Below are 16,700 nucleotides of genomic sequence, written 5' to 3' on the forward strand. Positions count from 1 at the left end.
CCCCCGGTGCGTAATTCGAGGGTAAGCGAGAACCGTGACCTAACCCGCCATTACAGGTAACAGCTGGCAAACTTCTCATAACGTTTTGATCACTTCAGATACGAAGAAGGCCCGGCTTCCGCTCTCGAGGAGCAGAAGCCGGGCCGACGTCGACTACTTAGGCCTCAGCGGACTCCGCCTCGGGCACAGCTTCTGTTGCAGCAGCTCCGTCGACAACGGGCTCCAGCGACAGCTTGCCGCGGTCATCGATCTTCGTGATCTTGACCAGGATCTTCTGGCCGACGGAGAGAACGTCGTCGACGTTCTCCACACGCTTGCCGCCGGCGAGCTTGCGCACCTCGGTGACGTGCAGCAGGCCATCCTTGCCAGGCAGCAGTGAAATGAACGCACCGAACGATGCGATCTTCACGACCGTGCCGAGGAACTGCTCGCCGATCTCAGGGTTGGTCGGGTTGGCGATCGCGTTGACCTGGGCACGAGCGGCCTCGGCCGACGGACCGTCGACTGCACCGATGTACACGGTGCCGTCTTCCTCGATGGAGATCTGTGCGCCGGTCTCGTCCTGGATCGAGTTGATCGTCTTGCCCTTCGGGCCGATCAGCTCACCAATCTTGTCGACCGGGATCTGCACGCTGATGACGCGAGGCGCGGTCGGCGCCATCTCGTCAGGCGTGTCGATCGCAGCGTTCAAGACACCGAGAATCGTCAGACGTGCGTCGCGAGCCTGCGTCAGTGCGCCGGTGAGGACGTCAGACGGGAGTCCGTCGAGCTTCGTGTCGAGCTGGATCGCGGTGATGAACTCGCTGGTGCCTGCGACCTTGAAGTCCATGTCACCGAGAGCGTCTTCTGCACCCAGGATGTCGGTGAGCGCGGCGTAACGCGTCTGACCGTCAACCTCGTCAGAGACAAGACCCATGGCGATACCGGCAACGGCTGCGCGCAGCGGCACACCCGCGTTCAGCAGCGACAGAGTCGATGCACAGACGGAACCCATCGACGTCGATCCGTTGGAGCTGAGAGCCTCAGACACCTGGCGGATCGCGTAGGGGAACTCCTCGCGGCTCGGCAGCACCGGCACGAGGGCGCGCTCGGCGAGGAAGCCGTGCCCGATCTCGCGACGCTTCGGCGAACCAACGCGGCCGGTCTCACCGGTCGAATAGGGCGGGAAGTTGTAGTGGTGCATGTAGCGCTTGCTCGTGGTCGGAGACAGCGAATCGATCTGCTGCTCCATCTTGAGCATGTTCAGCGTGGTGACACCCATGATCTGGGTCTCGCCGCGCTGGAAGATCGCGGAACCGTGCACGCGCGGGATGACCTGTACCTCTGCATCCAGCGGGCGGATGTCAGCAAGGCCACGGCCGTCCATACGGACGCCCTCAGCCAGCACGCGGCCACGAACGATCTTCTTCGTCAGCGACTTGTAGGCACCGGAGACCTCACCAGCGGCGGATGCCGGCAGAGTGCCAGCCTCAACAGCGGCAGCGACCTCAGCCTTGACGCGGTCCTTGACCTGGTCATCGGCCGTCTGACGCTCGATCTTGTCGGCGATCAGGTAGACCTTCTCGAGGTCAGCCTGTGCGGACGCAGCGATGAAGTCGTACGTAGCCTGCTCGTACGCCGGGAAGACCGGGTAGACGCCCGGAGCCTTCGAGGAGTGCGAAGCCATCTCGGCCTGCGCCTCGACGAGCTGCTTGAGGAACGGCTTGGCGGCCTCGAGGCCACCGGCGACGACCTCTTCGTTCGGCTTTACTGCGCCGCCCTTGATGAGGTTCCAGCTGTTCTCGGTTGCCTCAGCTTCGACCATCATGATGGCTACGTCTTCGGTGCCGTCGGACTTCTTGACGACGCGACCGGCGACCATCAGGTCGAACACTGCTTCAGCGACCTGAGCCTGGTTCGGGAACGCGACCCACTGGTCAGCGTTCTCGCCCTGGCCGGGGATGAGTGCGAGGCGCACACCGGCGATGGGGCCAGAGAACGGCAGACCAGAGATCTGCGTCGATGCGGAAGCCGCGTTGATCGCAAGTGCGTCGTAGTACTCGCCGGGAGCGATCGACAGCACGGTGATGACAACCTGGACCTCGTTGCGAAGACCGTCAACGAACGACGGACGCAGTGGACGGTCGATCAGACGGCAGACCAGAATCGCCTCAGTCGAGGGACGACCCTCACGACGGAAGAACGAACCGGGGATCTTGCCTGCTGCGTAGGAACGCTCTTCAACGTCAACGGTCAGCGGGAAGAAGTCGAAGCCCTCGCGCGGGTGCTTGCCAGCGCTGGTGGCGGAGAGAATCATCGTCTCGCCGTCGAGGTATGCCGCAACTGAACCCTGTGCCTGCTGAGCAAGACGACCAGTTTCGAAGCGGATGGTGCGGGTGCCGAAGCGGCCGTTGTCAAGAACGGCCTCGGCGGCAGTGATTTCAGGACCTTCCAAGAGGTCTCTCCTTCTTTGTTTAGACTCGTCCGTCCGTGTGACGGGCGAGATATTACGTAAGCGTGAACATTGAAGCACGCAAACTGCACACAGCAGTCCACCGTTTACCCTATCAGCGAGCGCCTGAATTCCCGTGATCATCTGGGATCGCGGCGTACGTTCACCGCCCGGCAGTGTGCCGCTGCATGATGGATGCGCGGCCGATATAGACGTAGTCGTCGTGCTTGGCGACCAGCCCGTCACCGGCCACACGTCCGCGCATGCGTCGCCACACCCACGGCAGCGCGTGCTGACGCCACCAGGCCGCTCGCGACGTCACATCCACATCGTGCAGCACCTGGTCGAGCGCCCCGAGCGTCTCAGCGTGCGGCACGCCGAGCAGCTCCCCCGCGCGGTACGCGAGGAAGCGATGACCTCGGCTGCTCAGATGCACGAGGTCCTCACCCCAGTTGGGCCTTGAGGGCAGCTCCGGATGCAGGTCGGTGTCAAGCAGGATCGCCCCATGCCGCTGTGCGATGCGTGCAAGCAGGCTGGCAAACTCTGCGAAGCGTGCGCTGAACAGGCGCGCGGCGCGGCGGTCAGGCAGGAAGGGTGTGACGAGCAACACGTCCGCACCATCTTCGCGAAGTGTGCGAACCGCGACTTCAAGCTGTGCGGCGAGCCCTTCGACATTTACGTGCGACTTCACCAGGTCGTTGGCGCCGATCAGGATCGAGACCAGATCGGGTCGCAGCTCCCGTGCCCTGGTGAGCTGCTCTCCACACACATCACGAACCCGACGTGAGCGCACCGCGAGGTTAGCGAAATGGAGTCCGCCCCGAGCGGAAAGCAGCAGGGCGAGACGGTCGCCCCAGCCGCGCAGCGCACCATCGGGGGCCGGGTCACACAGTCCCTCTGTCAAGGAGTCGCCCAGTGCGACATAGCGCTGCCAACGACGCCCCACGCTCGGTGTCGACAATTCTGGCCGCCTCTGCCGAGGTGAGCGAAGCGAACGGTCCACACCGTGCAGTTCCCGCGCCTCATCGAAATGGCCGAGCAGCTGATCGCAGATCACCTGCCAGCTGCGTCCCTCGACAGCAGTACGGCCTGCGACGCCGAAGGCACGGCGCTTGCGCGCATCGCCGGCGAGGTCAGCAACCCGCATCCGAAGGTCGTCGAGGTCGCCGGGGCGGTACAACCATCCATCGATTCCCATCCGCACCAGATCGAGAGGTCCGCCGCGTCCGGTCGCGATCACCGGGACTCCACTGGCGTGGGCCTCCTGCAGCGTCTGCCCGAAGGTCTCACTTTCGCCCGGATGCACAAAGATATCGATCGAGGCCATCGCCTGCGCAAGCGCATCACCGTCGAGGTGGCCAAGGAACACAGCATTCGGAAGCAGCGCTTGCAACCGAGCGCGCGACGGGCCCTCACCGATGATCACAAGGCGAACACCAGGGATCTGCTGCACGACGCGCAGATCCTCCACCTGCTTCTCTGCGGCAAGTCGTCCCACATAGCCGACGATCACCTCGCCGGCATCATCGCGCTGCCACCGCTCGTCACGACGCGAGGGGTGGAAGCGTTCCGCATCGACTCCCCGTCCCCAGCGGCGCAGGCGGTCGACGCCCAGCGCGGCGAGCTGGTGTTCGGATTCGGCGGAGGGCGCCAGAGTGAGCGTCGCCCGACGGTGCAACCGGACGATGTGGTTCTGAGCGAATGCCGTGGTCGCCGCAACATGGTAGCGCTCGGTATAGGCGGCGATATCAGTCTGGTAGGCCGCGACCGCGGGGATGCCACGGTGCGATGCCGCCGACACGCCACGCCACCCCAGAGCGAACGGCGAGGCGAGGTGCAGGACATCCGGGCGGAAACGGTCGAGCGAGTTTGCAATGCGGCGGGTGGTCGCCGTTCCCACCCGAACATCGCGGTAACCAGGCAGGGGGACGCTCGTCACCGGCTCGACGTGGGCGCCGTGCATCGTTCGTGGAATACCTACGGCATCCGGAGCGATCACGTGCGCCTCGTGTCCGGCGCGCTCGAGGTGGCGCAGGATCTGCAGCACAGACCCCGTCACACCGTTCATGTGTGGCAGGAAGGATTCGGTCACGATTGCGACTCTCACGATGTCAGGATGCCGTGCAAAGTCGCCACTTCCGCGCACAGACGGGGGCTGGCATCGAGTGTTCACCTGTTGCATGGCTGTCCTTCACCAGCCGTCCCCAATTCGGTTTCCGTTCACCTCCGCCAGACACTCTGGCGGAGTGAATCTGGATGCACTCGCGGACGCGGCGAACGGTCCTTGGGCCCTGGGCGTGATGGCGTTGCTCGTACTCGGAGATGCCTTCTTAGTGGTGGTTCCAGGTGAGATCGCGGTGACGGCGCTCGGCGCTCTGTCGATATCCACGGGGAGTCCCCCACTATGGCTGGTGATCGTGTGCGCCGCGGCAGCCGCCACCATCGGAGACCTGCTCTGTTACAGCGTCGGGCGGTGGGTGGGTGTTGATCGTTGGCGGTGGATGCGCGCCGAGCGCGTGCAGCGCGCACAGCACTGGGCGCGAGGGCGTCTGGAATCAGGAACGGCCGTGGTGCTGTTCACTGCACGCTTCATCCCCTTTGCACCCCTCGCCATCAACCTCGTCGCCGGTGCAACCCGAATTCCGATCGGACGGTACGTAGGCCTCGTCGTCCTCGCCACCACAGGCTGGGCCACCTACCAGGTCGCGGTGGGCGCATTCTTCGCCGCGATCCTGCCAGGCGGCCCCATCGTCGCGATCCTCGTGTCGGTCGCCGTCGCGATGGCGATTGGCGCGCTCATCGATCTGCTCATCAGGCGACGGGCTGGCAGTCCCAATTCCTTCCCGGCCGAGCCCCCGTCAGAGTAGGCTGATCCCATGAGCACCGAAGAAGGCGCAGCCTCCTCCTCTGAGGACATGAAGCGCAAGTTTAAGGAAGCGCTCGAGAAGAAGAACGCACATCACCGCAGTGGTGAGACGCATCTGGATGGCGACTCCGCCGTCCATGCGGCACACGCCCCGCAGACGCGGCGCGAGTTCCGACGCAAGAGCGGTTGACCGTCTGAGGGCCACCCCGATCGGGGTGGCCCTCATCTTTTTCCGTTCGCGATCTTCCGTTCGCGGGGTGTTATTGCTCAGCGTTGGGCGCGGGCGCGGGCACGTTGTTCTTTCGCCGCGAGTTCTGCGACGGCCGCTTCTTCCAGGCCCTGTGTGCCGACAGCGTCAGTCGCGGTGGACATCCCGTCGTGAGACGACCCCTCGAGCATCGACTCATCGAAGGGCCGCTCACCGCGGAGCACGCGTCGTGCCTGCTCCGGGTCGATCTCCTTGGTCCATGTACCGATGAGGAGGGTCGCCACTGCGTTTCCGGTGAAGTTCGTCAGCGCGCGCCCCTCCGACATGAAGCGATCGATACCGACGATGACGCCGACGCCGTCGACGAGGTCAGGGCGATATGCCTGCAGGCCACCGGCGAGTGTGGCGAGCCCCGCGCCGGTCACCCCCGCTGCGCCCTTGCTCGCGATGATCATGAAGGCTAGTAGGCCGATCTGCTCGCTGATCGACATCGGCTGTCCCATCCCCGCGGCGATGAACAGTGACGCCATCGTCAGGTAGATCGCCGTGCCATCGAGGTTGAACGAGTAGCCGGTTGGCACCGTGATCCCGACGACCGGTTTGGACACGCCGATGTGCTCCATCTTCGCGATGAGTCGGGGCAGAGCCGACTCGGAGGACGACGTGCCGACGATCAATAGATATTCACGTGCCAGGTACTTGATGAGCTGGAAGATGTTCAGCCGCGTGACGAGGTACAGCAGCGTACCGAGCACGCCGACGATGAACAGGATGCAAGTGATGTAGAAGGCGACCATCAGCAGTCCCAAGCTCCAGATCGCCGCGACACCGGTCTTTCCGACGACGGCGGCGATCGCACCGAATGCGCCGATCGGTGCCAGCCACAGAATCATGCCGAGGATGCGGAACACGAGCACCTGGAGGTGCTTCACGAAACCCATAATCGGTGCACCCTTCGTCCCCAGCCCCTGTACGGTGAACCCGACCAGCAGCGCGATGAAGAGAACCTGCAGCACGCTCTCGCCGGTGAACGCGGAGAAGAACGTGGTGGGGATGATCCCGAGAATGAACTCCTGAGTCGTCTTCGCTTCGGTGTCAGAAGCGTCATAGGAGGCGCCGGCCATGTCGAGGCCGGATCCAGGATGGATGATGTTGCCGACGACAAGACCGATCGCCAACGCGAAGGTGGACATCACCATGAAGTAAGCCAGCGCGAGCCCGCCGATCTTTCCCACCGTCGCGGCCTTCGCAATGGACCCGACGCCCACCACGATCGTGCAGAAAATGATCGGGGCAATCATCATCTTGATCAGTGAGACAAATCCCTTGCCCAGTGGCTCAAGACTCTGGGCGAATTCCGGCCAGATCAGCCCGATCGCAGCGCCCAGCACGACGGCGATGAGAACCGAGACATAAAGCCAGGTGTGTTTGTCCCAGGCGCGCTTGCCTTTGCGCCAGTTGTACCCGGGAAGTGTGAAACCCGTTGTGATAGCCATGTTGTTCCTCCGTGATCATGAACTGCGTCGTCGCATGACGTCCGGCACGTCGCCGGTGAATGGGTATCACCCTCTCGGGGTTCTCAGATGCGCACCATTTGTGGTCGTATTGGTCGTGGACCGCGGAGCCGGTCAAGGATGCAGGAGGAGATCGCGATGACGCGTTCGGAGCGCAGCCGCAGTGCTGCATCGCACGTCTTCCTCGTGCTGCTCATCACTGCGGTCCTGGTAGGAGCCCTGGCCGCGATCATTCTCGCCTTCGAGAGCCAGCGCGCATCACGCGCCGAGGCAGAACAGCTCACCATCGCGCTGGCACAGTCGATCGCCGATTCTCCGAGCGTCATCGATGCTCTCGACGGAGATGACATCGACGGCGCATCCGCCGCACTTCAGCCCTATGCCATGGCCGTCGTGGAGCATTCCGCGCTGGACTTCATCACTGTGATGACTCCCACCGGAATGCGTGTGACACATCCCGACCCCACTCAGCTCGGCGCCCACTATCTGGGCACGATCCCGACCACCCCGGTCGCCCTCACCGAGGAGTTCACCGGCACCCTCGGAGCGTCCATCCGAACGATCACCCCTGTTCTGAACACAGACGATCAAAATGTCGGCTGGGTGGCGGCCGGTGTCACAGTCGAATCCATCGCAGAGTCGTTCTTTCGTCGGTTGCCGTCTGCAATCGTCATCTCAGTGCTCATCGTTGCGGCAGGCTCCCTCGGCGCCTTCCTCGCTCGCCGCTACACCCGCCGCATCGCTGGCGATCTGCCGGCAGGACGGGTACGCGACGCGGTGGCCTCCTACGAATCGGTTCGCACCCTCGGCGAGGCCCTGCGCGCGCAGACACACGAGCACGGGAACCGGATGCACACTGCCATCGCGCTGCTGGAACTCGGACGCACGAAGGAAGCCATCGACATCCTCGCCGAGACTTCACAGCAGAGCCAGTCGCTCGTGGATCAGGTTACTGCGCGAAGAGACGGCGACCCAACCGTCGGGGCGCTGTTGCTGGGCAAGGCATCCCAGGCGAAGGAGCGCGGTATCGACTGGACTGCGAGAATCGCCCCCGATGCGCCGCGCTCAGTGCTTGCTCCGGTCGACAGCGTCGCGGTGATCGGAAACCTGATCGACAATGCACTCGATGCGGCTGCCGGTGCGGACGAACGCTGGGTCCGGGTCACGGTCAGCGCCGCGCCGAACGGCTGGGTGGTGCTGGAGGTCACGGACAGCGGCCCCGGCATTCCCGATTCACTGCGCGACCAGATCTTCCAGCACGGGTTCTCGACGAAGCCCACCGACGCCGACGGCAGGGGCGTCGGGCTCGCGCTCGTGCGCTCCATCGTCACCGGTGTCGGCGGCGCCGTGGTGATCGAAGCCGACCCGACGACATTCCGGGTGACATTGCCCGGAGCTCACAAGTCCGGTCCATCCGAGGAGACCTCCCGACCATGATCCATACCCTCCTCGTCGATGACGATGCACTCACGCTCGAACTGCACCGCGACTACGTCGAGCGGCTGGACGGCTATGACGTCGTCGGAGAGTGCTCCGGCGCCCGTGCCGCATTGCACGCACTTATTGAGGACCCGCCTCAAGAGGGGATCGATCTGGTTCTGCTGGACATGACGATGCCTGATGGCTCAGGACTCGATGTCCTACGCCATCTGCGCGCACGCTCTGTCCCGGTCGACGTCATCGCCATCACCGGTGTCCGCGATGCCGAGACGGTCCGTCAGGTGGCCGCTCTGGGCGTCGTGCAGTACCTCGTGAAGCCGTTCACTTTCGCGACGTTCCGAGAACGCATGGACCAGCACCGCGCGTACCGTGAGCAAGCTGTCGCTGCTGCTGGACAAGCCAGCCAGGCCGAGATCGATGCACTTCTGGGCGCGTCACGCCCCACCGGAAGCATCAGAGTACCCAAGGGCCTCTCCGCGACCTCGCTCGCTCGTGTGACTTCGGCCGCGCGCACGGCGGGCGTTCTGTCGGCGAGCGAGACCGCAGAGCAACTGGGGATGTCGCGTGTGGCGGCCCGCCGCTACCTCGAGCATCTCGCGGACGAGGGCAGGCTTGAGCGCGCCGCCCGGTACCGGGGCCGAGGTCGCCCAGAGACCGAGTACCGATGGCGCTGAGCAGCTCTACTCCCCCGCGAGCCCTCCGAGCAGGTGTCCGAATGAGCGCCCCTCACCGAGGTAGTTCGCCGGGTCGAAGGGGTCGGTCGAGGTGACCGGTGCTTTGCGCGCGATGGCCTCGGCGAGTTCGCGCGTGCCCTTCTCGACGCGCTTCGCCAGCGGGGCGATCTGGTCGCCGGAATCACCCCAGTCGCTCGACGCCGCAAACACGCCCGTCGATACCGGCTCGGCGTGCAGGTAGGCGAACAGCGGACGAATCGCGTAATCGATCGCCAGCGAGTGCCGCGGCGTGCCCGCGTTCGCACCGATCAACACCGGCTTGCCGGTGAGGGCATCCGGATCGAGCACGTCGATGAACGACTTGAACAGTCCGGAGTAACTAGTCGAGAAGATCGGCGTCACCGCGATGAGCGCGTCCGCGGAGTACACCGAGTTGATGGCAGACTCCAGCGCGGCCGGCGCGAATCCGGTGAGCAGGTTGTTGGTGATGTCGTGCGCAAAATCGCGAAGCTCGATGAAATCGACGGTGGCCTCGATGTCACGCTCTGCAAGCTGCTTCACTGACTCCGCGGCCAGACGATCTGCCAGCATCCGGGTGGATGAGGGATTGGAAAGTCCCGCCGAAATGACGGCGATACGACGTGCGCTCATGCTCATGCTTCCTTCCTGCCGAGACCGAATGCGGCACCAGCGGGGGCTGGGGTGTCCTGATAGGGAGAACCAGCGGTGAGGTTGTCGCCGCGGTTGGCGCCTGGGACCGCCTGTCGGGCGGGACCATCCCCGTAGACCGCCTTCACGCGGGCGGCGTGGGTCGGAGCATCCGGCACGCTCGCCGGACGGTTCTTCGCCAGTTCCTTGCGGAGAGCCGGCACCACTTCCCCACCGAGGATGTCGAGCTGCTCGAGCACGACCTTCAGCGGGAGCCCGGCGTGATCGATGAGGAACAGCTGACGCTGATAGTCGCCGAACGTGTCGCGCATCGCCGCGTAGCGATCGATGACCTGCTGCGGTGAGCCCACAGTGAGCGGCGTCATCTCGGTGAAGTCCTCCATGCTCGGGCCGTGACCGTAGACCGGTGCATTGTCGAAGTACGGACGGAACTCGTTCACGGCATCCTGCGACTTGGCGCGCATGAAGACCTGACCACCGATTCCGACGATCGCCTGCTCAGGCGTGCCGTGGCCGTAATGCGCGAAGCGCTGACGGTAGAGCTCGATGAGGCGCTGGTAGTGCTCCTTCGGCCAGAAGATATTGTTCGCGAAGAAGCCGTCGCCGTAATACGCGGCCTGCTCTGCGATCTCCGGGGTGCGGATGGAACCGTGCCAGACAAACGGGGCGACGCCGTCCAACGGACGGGGCGTAGAAGTGAAGCCCTGCAGCGGCGTGCGGAACTTGCCCTCCCAGTCGACGACGTCTTCGTCCCAGAGCTTGCGCAACAGAGCGTAGTTCTCGATTGCGAGGGGCAGGCCCTGGCGGATGTCCTTGCCGAACCACGGGTAGACCGGGCCGGTGTTGCCGCGGCCCAGCATGAGGTCAGTGCGACCGTCGGAGATGTGCTGCAGCATCGCGAAGTCCTCGGCGATTTTCACCGGGTCGTTCGTCGTGATCAACGTCGTCGACGTCGAGAGGATGATGCGCTCGGTCTGGGCAGCGATGGCAGCCAGCGTCGTCGTGGGCGATGAGGACCAGAACGGCGGGTTGTGGTGCTCTCCGACGGCAAACACGTCGAGACCGACCTCTTCGGCGTGCTTCGCGATGGTGATCGCGTCCTTGATCTTCTGACCTTCACTGGGAGTCTCGCCCGTCACGGGGTTCTGCGTGATGTCGCTGACAGTGAAGAGTCCGAACTGGATGCCTGAGGTGTCGGCTGGTTCGCTCATTATGTTCTCCATGATTCGAGGGGTGCTGATGGCATCCACTTCCATGCAAATGAATGTATATGAGATAACACCATCCACGCAACTTTATTCCCGACCGGTAGCCTCATTGAATGAGCAGTACCGCACAAACGCCGACCGGACCGATCACCGGGAGCGTTGCAAGGCCCCGGAGACGTGTGCCGTTCTGGGACAACGCTCGTTACGCTTGCATCGTGTTAGTTGTGCTGGGTCACGCAATCCAGCGCCTCACTTACGACTCCGACATCGCAATGGCGATGTATCTCGCGTTCTACGCCTTCCATATGCCGGCGTTCGCAATCATCGCCGGCTACTTCTCCAAGTCTGCGCCCCCGACGAGGAAGCAGATGGCTCGCGTCATCACCGACATCCTGGTGCCGTATGTGATCTTCGAGCTGCTGTGGACGCTGACGAAATGGCTCGTCGAGGGGCAAGCGAACCCGAACCTCACAGAACCGTCCTGGACACTGTGGTTCCTGCTCGCCCTCGGAATCTTCCGGTTGGTGCTGCCATACCTTGCCCTGTTGCGCTGGCCGCTCCTATGGAGCCTGTTGATCTCGATCGGCGCGGGCTACCTCACCAACGTCGACAGCACATTCTCCCTCTCGCGCACGCTCGGGTTCCTGCCGTTCTTCGTGCTCGGATGGTGGATGCGAGAGCACGATGTTGTGGACCGATTCCGCTTGATCGATTTCCGGCCATGGTGGCTGCGTTTAGTCGCCGTGCTGATCTTCGCAGTGGATGCCTTCGTGGCGTGGAACTGGGTTGAACTCTGGGCCAGCATCGACCTGGACAAGTGGTTCTTCTACGACGACACCTACGCAGACCTCGGCGGAGATGAGTGGTGGTCAGGCGGAATCCGTCTGCTTCTGATCGCCATCGGACTGCTGCTCAGCGCTGCCTTCTTCGTGCTGATTCCCCGTCGCACCACCTGGTGGACCAGGTTCGGGCAGTACACGATGTATGTGTATCTGCTGCATTCGTTCGTGCTCTACCCGTTCCGCGAGTCCGGCATCCTTCGCGACGCAGAGCCGACCTGGATCTGGCTGCCCACCGTGATCATGCTCTCCATCGTGATCGCGCTGGTGCTAGCAACCAAGCCGGTCAGGTGGCTGTTCCGCCCGCTCGTCGAGCCGCGGGCCCGCTGGCTGTTCTCTGATGAACGACTCGGCATCGACACCTCACGACGCGAAGATCCGACGGGCTCGCGCCGCTCTCGCGACAGCTGATCAGGCTATTTTGATGCGACGCGCGCCGAGCACGATGTACCAGACGAGCGCTGCGAGCAGCAGCAGTTCGGCAGCGATGTATCCGTAGTGCAGCCACGACTCGCCCGGATCACCACCGGCGATGATGACGTCGCTGCGCGCGGCAAGTGTCGGCCTGATGACGAATGACTCGACCGCCATGATCACCCACATGGCAGCGATCAGCATCCAACCACTTCTTGTCTCGCGAGGTCGGGCCTGAGCGACCAATGTGAGTACAACGAGAATTATCCAACCGGCGACCGAGAGGGCGATGAATACGAGGCGACCTATGCCAAGGCCGAGGGCCGTAGTGATTCCCGGTGCATGGAACTTCAAGGGCGTCTCCATGAAGCTCAAGCCGATGATCAGACCGATCCAGACGGCAGGCAACACGAGACGTAGTGAGATCCATAGACGAGCCATGCATCCAGGCTATCGGCCGACGTTATCCGTAACACTCGCCCGTCGCAGCGCAGTGTCGGTTTAGCCTCAGGGTCATGGCTGATCTGAATCTCCCCGTCCTCGACCTGTCCGAACTCGACAGGGGCCCGGAGGCGGCCGCGCGTTTCCGCGACGAACTCGCCACGGCCGCACACGACGTCGGCTTCTTCTATCTCACCGGCACGGGAATCGCCCCCGAGCTGTTCCGCCGGCTGCACCGAACTGCCGTCGACTTCTTCAATCTCCCGGAGGACGAGAAGCTCGCGATCGAGAATGTGACGAGCCCGCACTTCCGCGGCTACACACGCGTCGGCGGAGAGCGCACGCAGGGCGAAATCGACTGGCGTGAGCAGATCGACATCGGCCCGGAGCGAGAGCCGATCGAGGACGGCCCGGCGTTCAACCGACTCATCGGCCCGAACCTGTGGCCGGCCGATCAGCCGGAGTTGCGCGAGGTCGCCGAGGAATGGCGTGAGCACCTCACCGGGATCTCCCGCAAGCTGCTGCGCAGCTGGGCTCAGGCGCTCGGTGCAGAGCCAACCCACTTCGACGCCGATTTTGGCGACCCGGCCAGTCTGTTGAAGATCGTCCGCTACCCAGGAACCCACGAGCCCGAGCCCCAACAGGGTGTTGGAGCGCACAAGGACTCCGGCGTGCTGACGCTGCTCTGGGTGGAGCCGGGCAAGGGCGGCCTCCAGGTCGAGCGCGACGGCGACTGGGTCGACGCCCCTCCCGTCGATGATGCCTTCATCGTCAACATCGGTGAGATGCTCGAGTACGCTACCGGTGGTTATCTGAAAGCCACGAACCATCGTGTGATCTCATTGAAGGCTCCGGAGGACCGCATCTCAGCGCCGTTCTTCTTCAGCCCGGCGCTGGATGCGAAGCTGCCGCTGATCGAGCTGCCGGACGAGCTTAAATCCGAAGCGACCGGGGTGTCCGAAGACCCGAGCAACCCGATCCACAGCTTGTACGGGGAGAACGCTCTGAAGTCGCGTCTGCGCGCGCACCCCGATGTCGCCGCGATCCACCATGCGGATCTGGTGGGAACGGCTCAACCGCGCTGACCACCGAACTCGACGATCTCCTGAAGCGCCTGGAGGTGTGCGGCGAAGGTGCGCTCGCCTTTCGCCGTCGAGCGCACCCATGTCCGAGGGCGACTTCCGACATCGCCCCTCCGCGTCGCGACGTAGCCAGCGACATTCAGATGCGAGATCGACTTGCTGAGCGCCGAGTCCCCCACCTGAAGGATGTCGGAAAGGGTACCGAAATCGAGTTCGTTCCCGTCGAGAAGTGCAGCCATCAGCGAGAAGCGGATAGGGCTGGCGAAGTTGTCGTCCAACCGCAGACGCGGGTGCTTCTCAGCCATCTCGACCGTCCAAGAATGCGCTGCCCACGAAAAGCAGCAGGATGGTCATGGCGCCGAAAGGTGCCAGTGCTGCGATGGATGCTGCAAGGCCAAGAAGTTGCGTGGCGATGACCGCGGCCACGGCCGCGCCGGCGAGAGCGAACACCAGCCATTGCGGCCACGCCCACACAGCGCCAAGGGCCGGGAGCCGTTCGCTGATCCGTCCGGCGACCCACCAGCCGAGATAGTAAACCATCACGGACATTGCGAAGAAGGGCGTCAGCACCGGACCACCGGCACCAAGAACCCAGATGCTCGCAGCCATGATCACACCTGCGCCGATGGTCGCCCACCGCTCAGAAAGCGTCAGTCGCCTGCGTTTCACGCTGGTGTCGATAGGTGCAGACCGGCGGATGTCACGGAGAGCGGGGATCCCCATGATGAGGAGCGTGACGACTCCGGGGATGAGGCGCACGATCACGGGAACCTCCACGCCGATGGCGGAGACGACGAACCCACCGACCACAACGACGAGCAGCACCGCGACGAATCCGAGGTTCACCGACCTAGACTGCGCCAGCGGCGAGCCCAGCATTCCATGACTTTCGCGGTACTCGGTGCTGAACTGGATCCAGAGCATGAAGAGTGCCACAAGTACGATGAACGACAAGTTCACCTGCGTCACGCCGATCGCGAAGGCAGCGATCGTCACGTAGATCGACAGAACGATCGCGTTCACCAGCGACATCAGAGCCAGTGCCCGGCGATCGATGCGCTCTTCACGCCGTGAGCGCACCGGAAAGTCCGCGTTCGGTCAACGAGCGACCCGCCATACAACGACGAAGGCCGCCCCACACCTGGGACGGCCTTCGGAAGAAGTGCGATATTACGCTGGTGCGCTGCCTTAGCGGCGAAGTCCAAGCTTCTCGATCAGCGTGCGGTAACGCGCGATGTCGATGTCCTGGAGGTAGCCGAGCAGACGACGGCGCTGACCCACCATAAGGAACAGGCCACGACGCGAGTGGTGGTCGTGCTTGTGCTCCTTGAGGTGTTCGGTGAGGTCCTTGATGCGCTGCGTCAGCATCGCGACCTGCACCTCGGGGGATCCGGTGTCACCGGGGTGCGTCGCGTACTCTTCCATGATCGCCTTCTTGGCGTCAGACTCGAGTGGCATAGATGGGATCCCCTTTCAGTTCGTTGCGCGGCGCCCAACACCTGATGCGTGGGCTCTCTTTATCCGCGGCCGATCAAACGGCAACCTGTACAGCTTACCAGCCCGCAGCACGCTCACGGACCGGCATCGACAGCCGAACAGATAGCCTCGTGACGTGCACAACGCCCTCATCGACCTGCGACCGTTTCGCGCGAGCAAGGCGTTCACGAGAATGTGGATCGGGTCGACCCTCTCCGGACTCGGAGGCCAGCTCACCCTCGTCACCGTCATGCTGCACGTGTACGAGCTCACTGCCAGTACGTTCGCAGTCTCGATGGTCGCAGTGTCAGGACTCATCCCGATGATCCTGGCCGGGCTATACGGCGGAATGCTGGCCGACGCGTTCGATCGTCGCACAGTGGCACTTATCGCCGCAGTCATCACATTCGCCTCCACTGTCGTGCTCGCCGCTCTCACCTGGGGCGAACTCGAGACCATCTGGTGGCTGTACGCGCTCAGCGCAGTCAACGCCGCCGGGAACTCCGTCGGGATGGCAACTCGCAGCGCGATCATCCCACGCCTGATTCCGCGCGAACTGCTGGCCGCAGCATCGGCTCTGAACGGCATCACGATCGGCGTGATGGTCATGGTCGGTCCCGCTCTGGCAGGAGTTCTCGTCGCAGCGACGGGCTATGGCTGGACCTATTCGATCGACGTCGTATTGATGCTGGCGATGTTCATGGGGCTCTGGACCCTGCCGCCGTTGCGCCCAGAAGGCACGATCGTGCGCCCTGGGCTGGAATCACTCGTCGATGGCTGGCGATTCCTCAAGCGCGCCCACAACATTCGGATGCAGTACATCCTCGACATCATCGCGATGACGTTCGGCAACCCGCTTGCGCTGTACCCCGCACTCGGCACGCTGCTACTGGGTGGCGGCGCCGTGACGACGGGAGCGCTGACGGCAGCGGTAGCGGCCGGAACATTCCTGTCGAGCCTGTTCTCCGGCCGAATCGTGCGCTATCGCTGGCACGGTCGAGGCATCCAGCGTGCCATACAGGCCTACGGGGCATCCATTCTTGTATTCGGCGCGGTCCTGTTAACCGGCGTGTGGATGCCGCCGGTCAGTGAAACTACGGCGAATCTCGGCCTCATCATCGCCGCGTGCATCGCACTCGCGGCATCCGGAGCATCTGACAACATCAGCTCGATCTATCGCAACACGATGATGCAGTCGTCTGTGCCCGACAGCATCCGCGGCAGGCTCCAAGGAATCTTCATCATCGTGGTCGCCGGCGGTCCGCGCATCGGCGCGCTCTACGCCGGAACACTCGCAACTCTCACCTCACTCTGGTTCCCGCCCCTCCTCGGCGGCTTCGTCGTGATCGTGCTGGTGGCGATGCTCGTCCGGCTCACGCCTCGATTCCGCGACTACGACGCAGAGAACCCCGAGCCCTGACGGACCCGGGGTTCTCTG

General features: G+C 63.7%; 16 protein-coding genes. 7 read left to right on the top strand and 9 right to left on the bottom strand.

Annotation, left to right across the window (positions count from 1 at the left end):
- Window positions 1–157: 157 nt before the first annotated feature.
- Window positions 158–2,434 (bottom strand): polyribonucleotide nucleotidyltransferase, encoded by a 2,277-nt coding sequence (locus AC1C2Q_RS01215; protein WP_495448695.1) that lies wholly within the window; start codon window positions 2,432–2,434, stop codon window positions 158–160.
- Between the two features lie 160 nt (window positions 2,435–2,594).
- On the bottom strand, window positions 2,595–4,523 hold the full coding sequence (locus AC1C2Q_RS01220) for a GDSL-type esterase/lipase family protein (protein WP_495448696.1): 1,929 nt from the start codon (window positions 4,521–4,523) through the stop codon (window positions 2,595–2,597).
- Between the two features lie 154 nt (window positions 4,524–4,677).
- On the opposite strand from AC1C2Q_RS01220, the gene AC1C2Q_RS01225 reads away from it, so the two are divergent.
- Together AC1C2Q_RS01225 and AC1C2Q_RS01230 are read left to right on the top strand one after the other, a co-directional pair.
- Complete coding sequence (locus tag AC1C2Q_RS01225; protein WP_495448697.1) at window positions 4,678–5,298, top strand: DedA family protein; 621 nt, start codon at window positions 4,678–4,680, stop codon at window positions 5,296–5,298.
- Window positions 5,299–5,307: 9 nt separating this feature from the next.
- Entirely contained in the window at window positions 5,308–5,487 is a 180-nt protein-coding gene (locus AC1C2Q_RS01230) for a DUF5302 domain-containing protein (RefSeq protein WP_495448698.1), read from the top strand.
- Window positions 5,488–5,564: 77 nt separating this feature from the next.
- On the opposite strand, the gene AC1C2Q_RS01235 is transcribed toward AC1C2Q_RS01230, so the two are convergent.
- The gene (locus AC1C2Q_RS01235) at window positions 5,565–7,001 is read right to left on the bottom strand and encodes a cation:dicarboxylate symporter family transporter (RefSeq protein ID WP_495448699.1); all 1,437 of its coding nucleotides are present in this window, start codon (window positions 6,999–7,001) and stop codon (window positions 5,565–5,567) included.
- Between the two features lie 156 nt (window positions 7,002–7,157).
- On the opposite strand from AC1C2Q_RS01235, the gene AC1C2Q_RS01240 reads away from it, so the two are divergent.
- Together AC1C2Q_RS01240 and AC1C2Q_RS01245 are read left to right on the top strand one after the other, a co-directional pair.
- On the top strand, window positions 7,158–8,456 hold the full coding sequence (locus AC1C2Q_RS01240; RefSeq protein ID WP_495448700.1) for a sensor histidine kinase: 1,299 nt from the start codon (window positions 7,158–7,160) through the stop codon (window positions 8,454–8,456).
- Entirely contained in the window at window positions 8,453–9,133 is a 681-nt protein-coding gene (locus AC1C2Q_RS01245; protein ID WP_495448701.1) for a response regulator, read from the top strand. The genes AC1C2Q_RS01240 and AC1C2Q_RS01245 overlap by 4 nt, the downstream gene beginning before the upstream one ends.
- Before the next feature lie 6 nt (window positions 9,134–9,139).
- Here the strand turns inward: AC1C2Q_RS01245 and AC1C2Q_RS01250 are convergent, their stop codons facing one another.
- Both AC1C2Q_RS01250 and AC1C2Q_RS01255 read right to left on the bottom strand, forming a co-directional pair.
- A complete protein-coding gene (locus AC1C2Q_RS01250; protein WP_495448702.1) occupies window positions 9,140–9,784 on the bottom strand; it encodes an FMN reductase in 645 nt (214 codons plus the stop codon).
- Window positions 9,785–9,786: 2 nt separating this feature from the next.
- Complete coding sequence (locus tag AC1C2Q_RS01255) at window positions 9,787–11,013, bottom strand: LLM class flavin-dependent oxidoreductase (RefSeq protein ID WP_495429249.1); 1,227 nt, start codon at window positions 11,011–11,013, stop codon at window positions 9,787–9,789.
- A gap of 110 nt (window positions 11,014–11,123) precedes the next feature.
- On the opposite strand from AC1C2Q_RS01255, the gene AC1C2Q_RS01260 reads away from it, so the two are divergent.
- On the top strand, window positions 11,124–12,260 hold the full coding sequence (locus AC1C2Q_RS01260) for an acyltransferase family protein (protein ID WP_495448703.1): 1,137 nt from the start codon (window positions 11,124–11,126) through the stop codon (window positions 12,258–12,260).
- Here AC1C2Q_RS01260 and AC1C2Q_RS01265 read toward each other — a convergent pair whose 3' ends face one another.
- On the bottom strand, window positions 12,261–12,704 hold the full coding sequence (locus AC1C2Q_RS01265) for a hypothetical protein (protein WP_495429251.1): 444 nt from the start codon (window positions 12,702–12,704) through the stop codon (window positions 12,261–12,263).
- 74 nt (window positions 12,705–12,778) lie between these two features.
- Between AC1C2Q_RS01265 and AC1C2Q_RS01270 the strand changes: the two genes are divergently transcribed.
- The gene (locus AC1C2Q_RS01270) at window positions 12,779–13,789 is read left to right on the top strand and encodes an isopenicillin N synthase family dioxygenase (RefSeq protein ID WP_495448704.1); all 1,011 of its coding nucleotides are present in this window, start codon (window positions 12,779–12,781) and stop codon (window positions 13,787–13,789) included.
- Here the strand turns inward: AC1C2Q_RS01270 and AC1C2Q_RS01275 are convergent.
- The 3 genes from AC1C2Q_RS01275 to rpsO all read right to left on the bottom strand — a co-directional run bounded on the left by AC1C2Q_RS01275 (window position 13,777) and on the right by rpsO (window position 15,244).
- Window positions 13,777–14,091 (bottom strand): transcriptional regulator, encoded by a 315-nt coding sequence (locus tag AC1C2Q_RS01275; RefSeq protein ID WP_495448705.1) that lies wholly within the window; start codon window positions 14,089–14,091, stop codon window positions 13,777–13,779. The genes AC1C2Q_RS01270 and AC1C2Q_RS01275 overlap by 13 nt on opposite strands.
- On the bottom strand, window positions 14,084–14,866 hold the full coding sequence (locus AC1C2Q_RS01280) for a hypothetical protein (protein WP_495448706.1): 783 nt from the start codon (window positions 14,864–14,866) through the stop codon (window positions 14,084–14,086). Before AC1C2Q_RS01280 ends, AC1C2Q_RS01275 begins: the two co-directional genes overlap by 8 nt.
- A gap of 108 nt (window positions 14,867–14,974) precedes the next feature.
- Window positions 14,975–15,244 carry a 30S ribosomal protein S15 gene (rpsO, locus tag AC1C2Q_RS01285; RefSeq protein WP_495429255.1) on the bottom strand — a complete coding sequence of 90 codons (270 nt, stop codon included), beginning with the start codon at window positions 15,242–15,244 and terminating at the stop codon, window positions 14,975–14,977.
- Between the two features lie 154 nt (window positions 15,245–15,398).
- On the opposite strand from rpsO, the gene AC1C2Q_RS01290 reads away from it, so the two are divergent.
- The gene (locus AC1C2Q_RS01290; RefSeq protein WP_495448707.1) at window positions 15,399–16,682 is read left to right on the top strand and encodes an MFS transporter; all 1,284 of its coding nucleotides are present in this window, start codon (window positions 15,399–15,401) and stop codon (window positions 16,680–16,682) included.
- Window positions 16,683–16,700 lie beyond the last annotated feature (18 nt).

Source organism: Microbacterium sp. Y356 (assembly GCF_059445355.1).

Excerpts from the sequence above, each read along its gene's own strand:
- AC1C2Q_RS01270 (WP_495448704.1), top strand. The coding sequence starts at position 12,779 with ATGGCTGATCTGAATCTCCCCGTCCTCGACCTGTCCGAACTCGACAGG.
- AC1C2Q_RS01250 (WP_495448702.1), bottom strand. The coding sequence starts at position 9,784 with ATGAGCGCACGTCGTATCGCCGTCATTTCGGCGGGACTTTCCAATCCC.
- AC1C2Q_RS01240 (WP_495448700.1), top strand. The coding sequence starts at position 7,158 with ATGACGCGTTCGGAGCGCAGCCGCAGTGCTGCATCGCACGTCTTCCTC.
- AC1C2Q_RS01275 (WP_495448705.1), bottom strand. The coding sequence starts at position 14,091 with ATGGCTGAGAAGCACCCGCGTCTGCGGTTGGACGACAACTTCGCCAGC.
- AC1C2Q_RS01255 (WP_495429249.1), bottom strand. The coding sequence starts at position 11,013 with ATGAGCGAACCAGCCGACACCTCAGGCATCCAGTTCGGACTCTTCACT.
- AC1C2Q_RS01235 (WP_495448699.1), bottom strand. The coding sequence starts at position 7,001 with ATGGCTATCACAACGGGTTTCACACTTCCCGGGTACAACTGGCGCAAA.
- AC1C2Q_RS01265 (WP_495429251.1), bottom strand. The coding sequence starts at position 12,704 with ATGGCTCGTCTATGGATCTCACTACGTCTCGTGTTGCCTGCCGTCTGG.
- AC1C2Q_RS01230 (WP_495448698.1), top strand. The coding sequence starts at position 5,308 with ATGAGCACCGAAGAAGGCGCAGCCTCCTCCTCTGAGGACATGAAGCGC.
- AC1C2Q_RS01260 (WP_495448703.1), top strand. The coding sequence starts at position 11,124 with ATGAGCAGTACCGCACAAACGCCGACCGGACCGATCACCGGGAGCGTT.
- rpsO (WP_495429255.1), bottom strand. The coding sequence starts at position 15,244 with ATGCCACTCGAGTCTGACGCCAAGAAGGCGATCATGGAAGAGTACGCG.
- AC1C2Q_RS01245 (WP_495448701.1), top strand. The coding sequence starts at position 8,453 with ATGATCCATACCCTCCTCGTCGATGACGATGCACTCACGCTCGAACTG.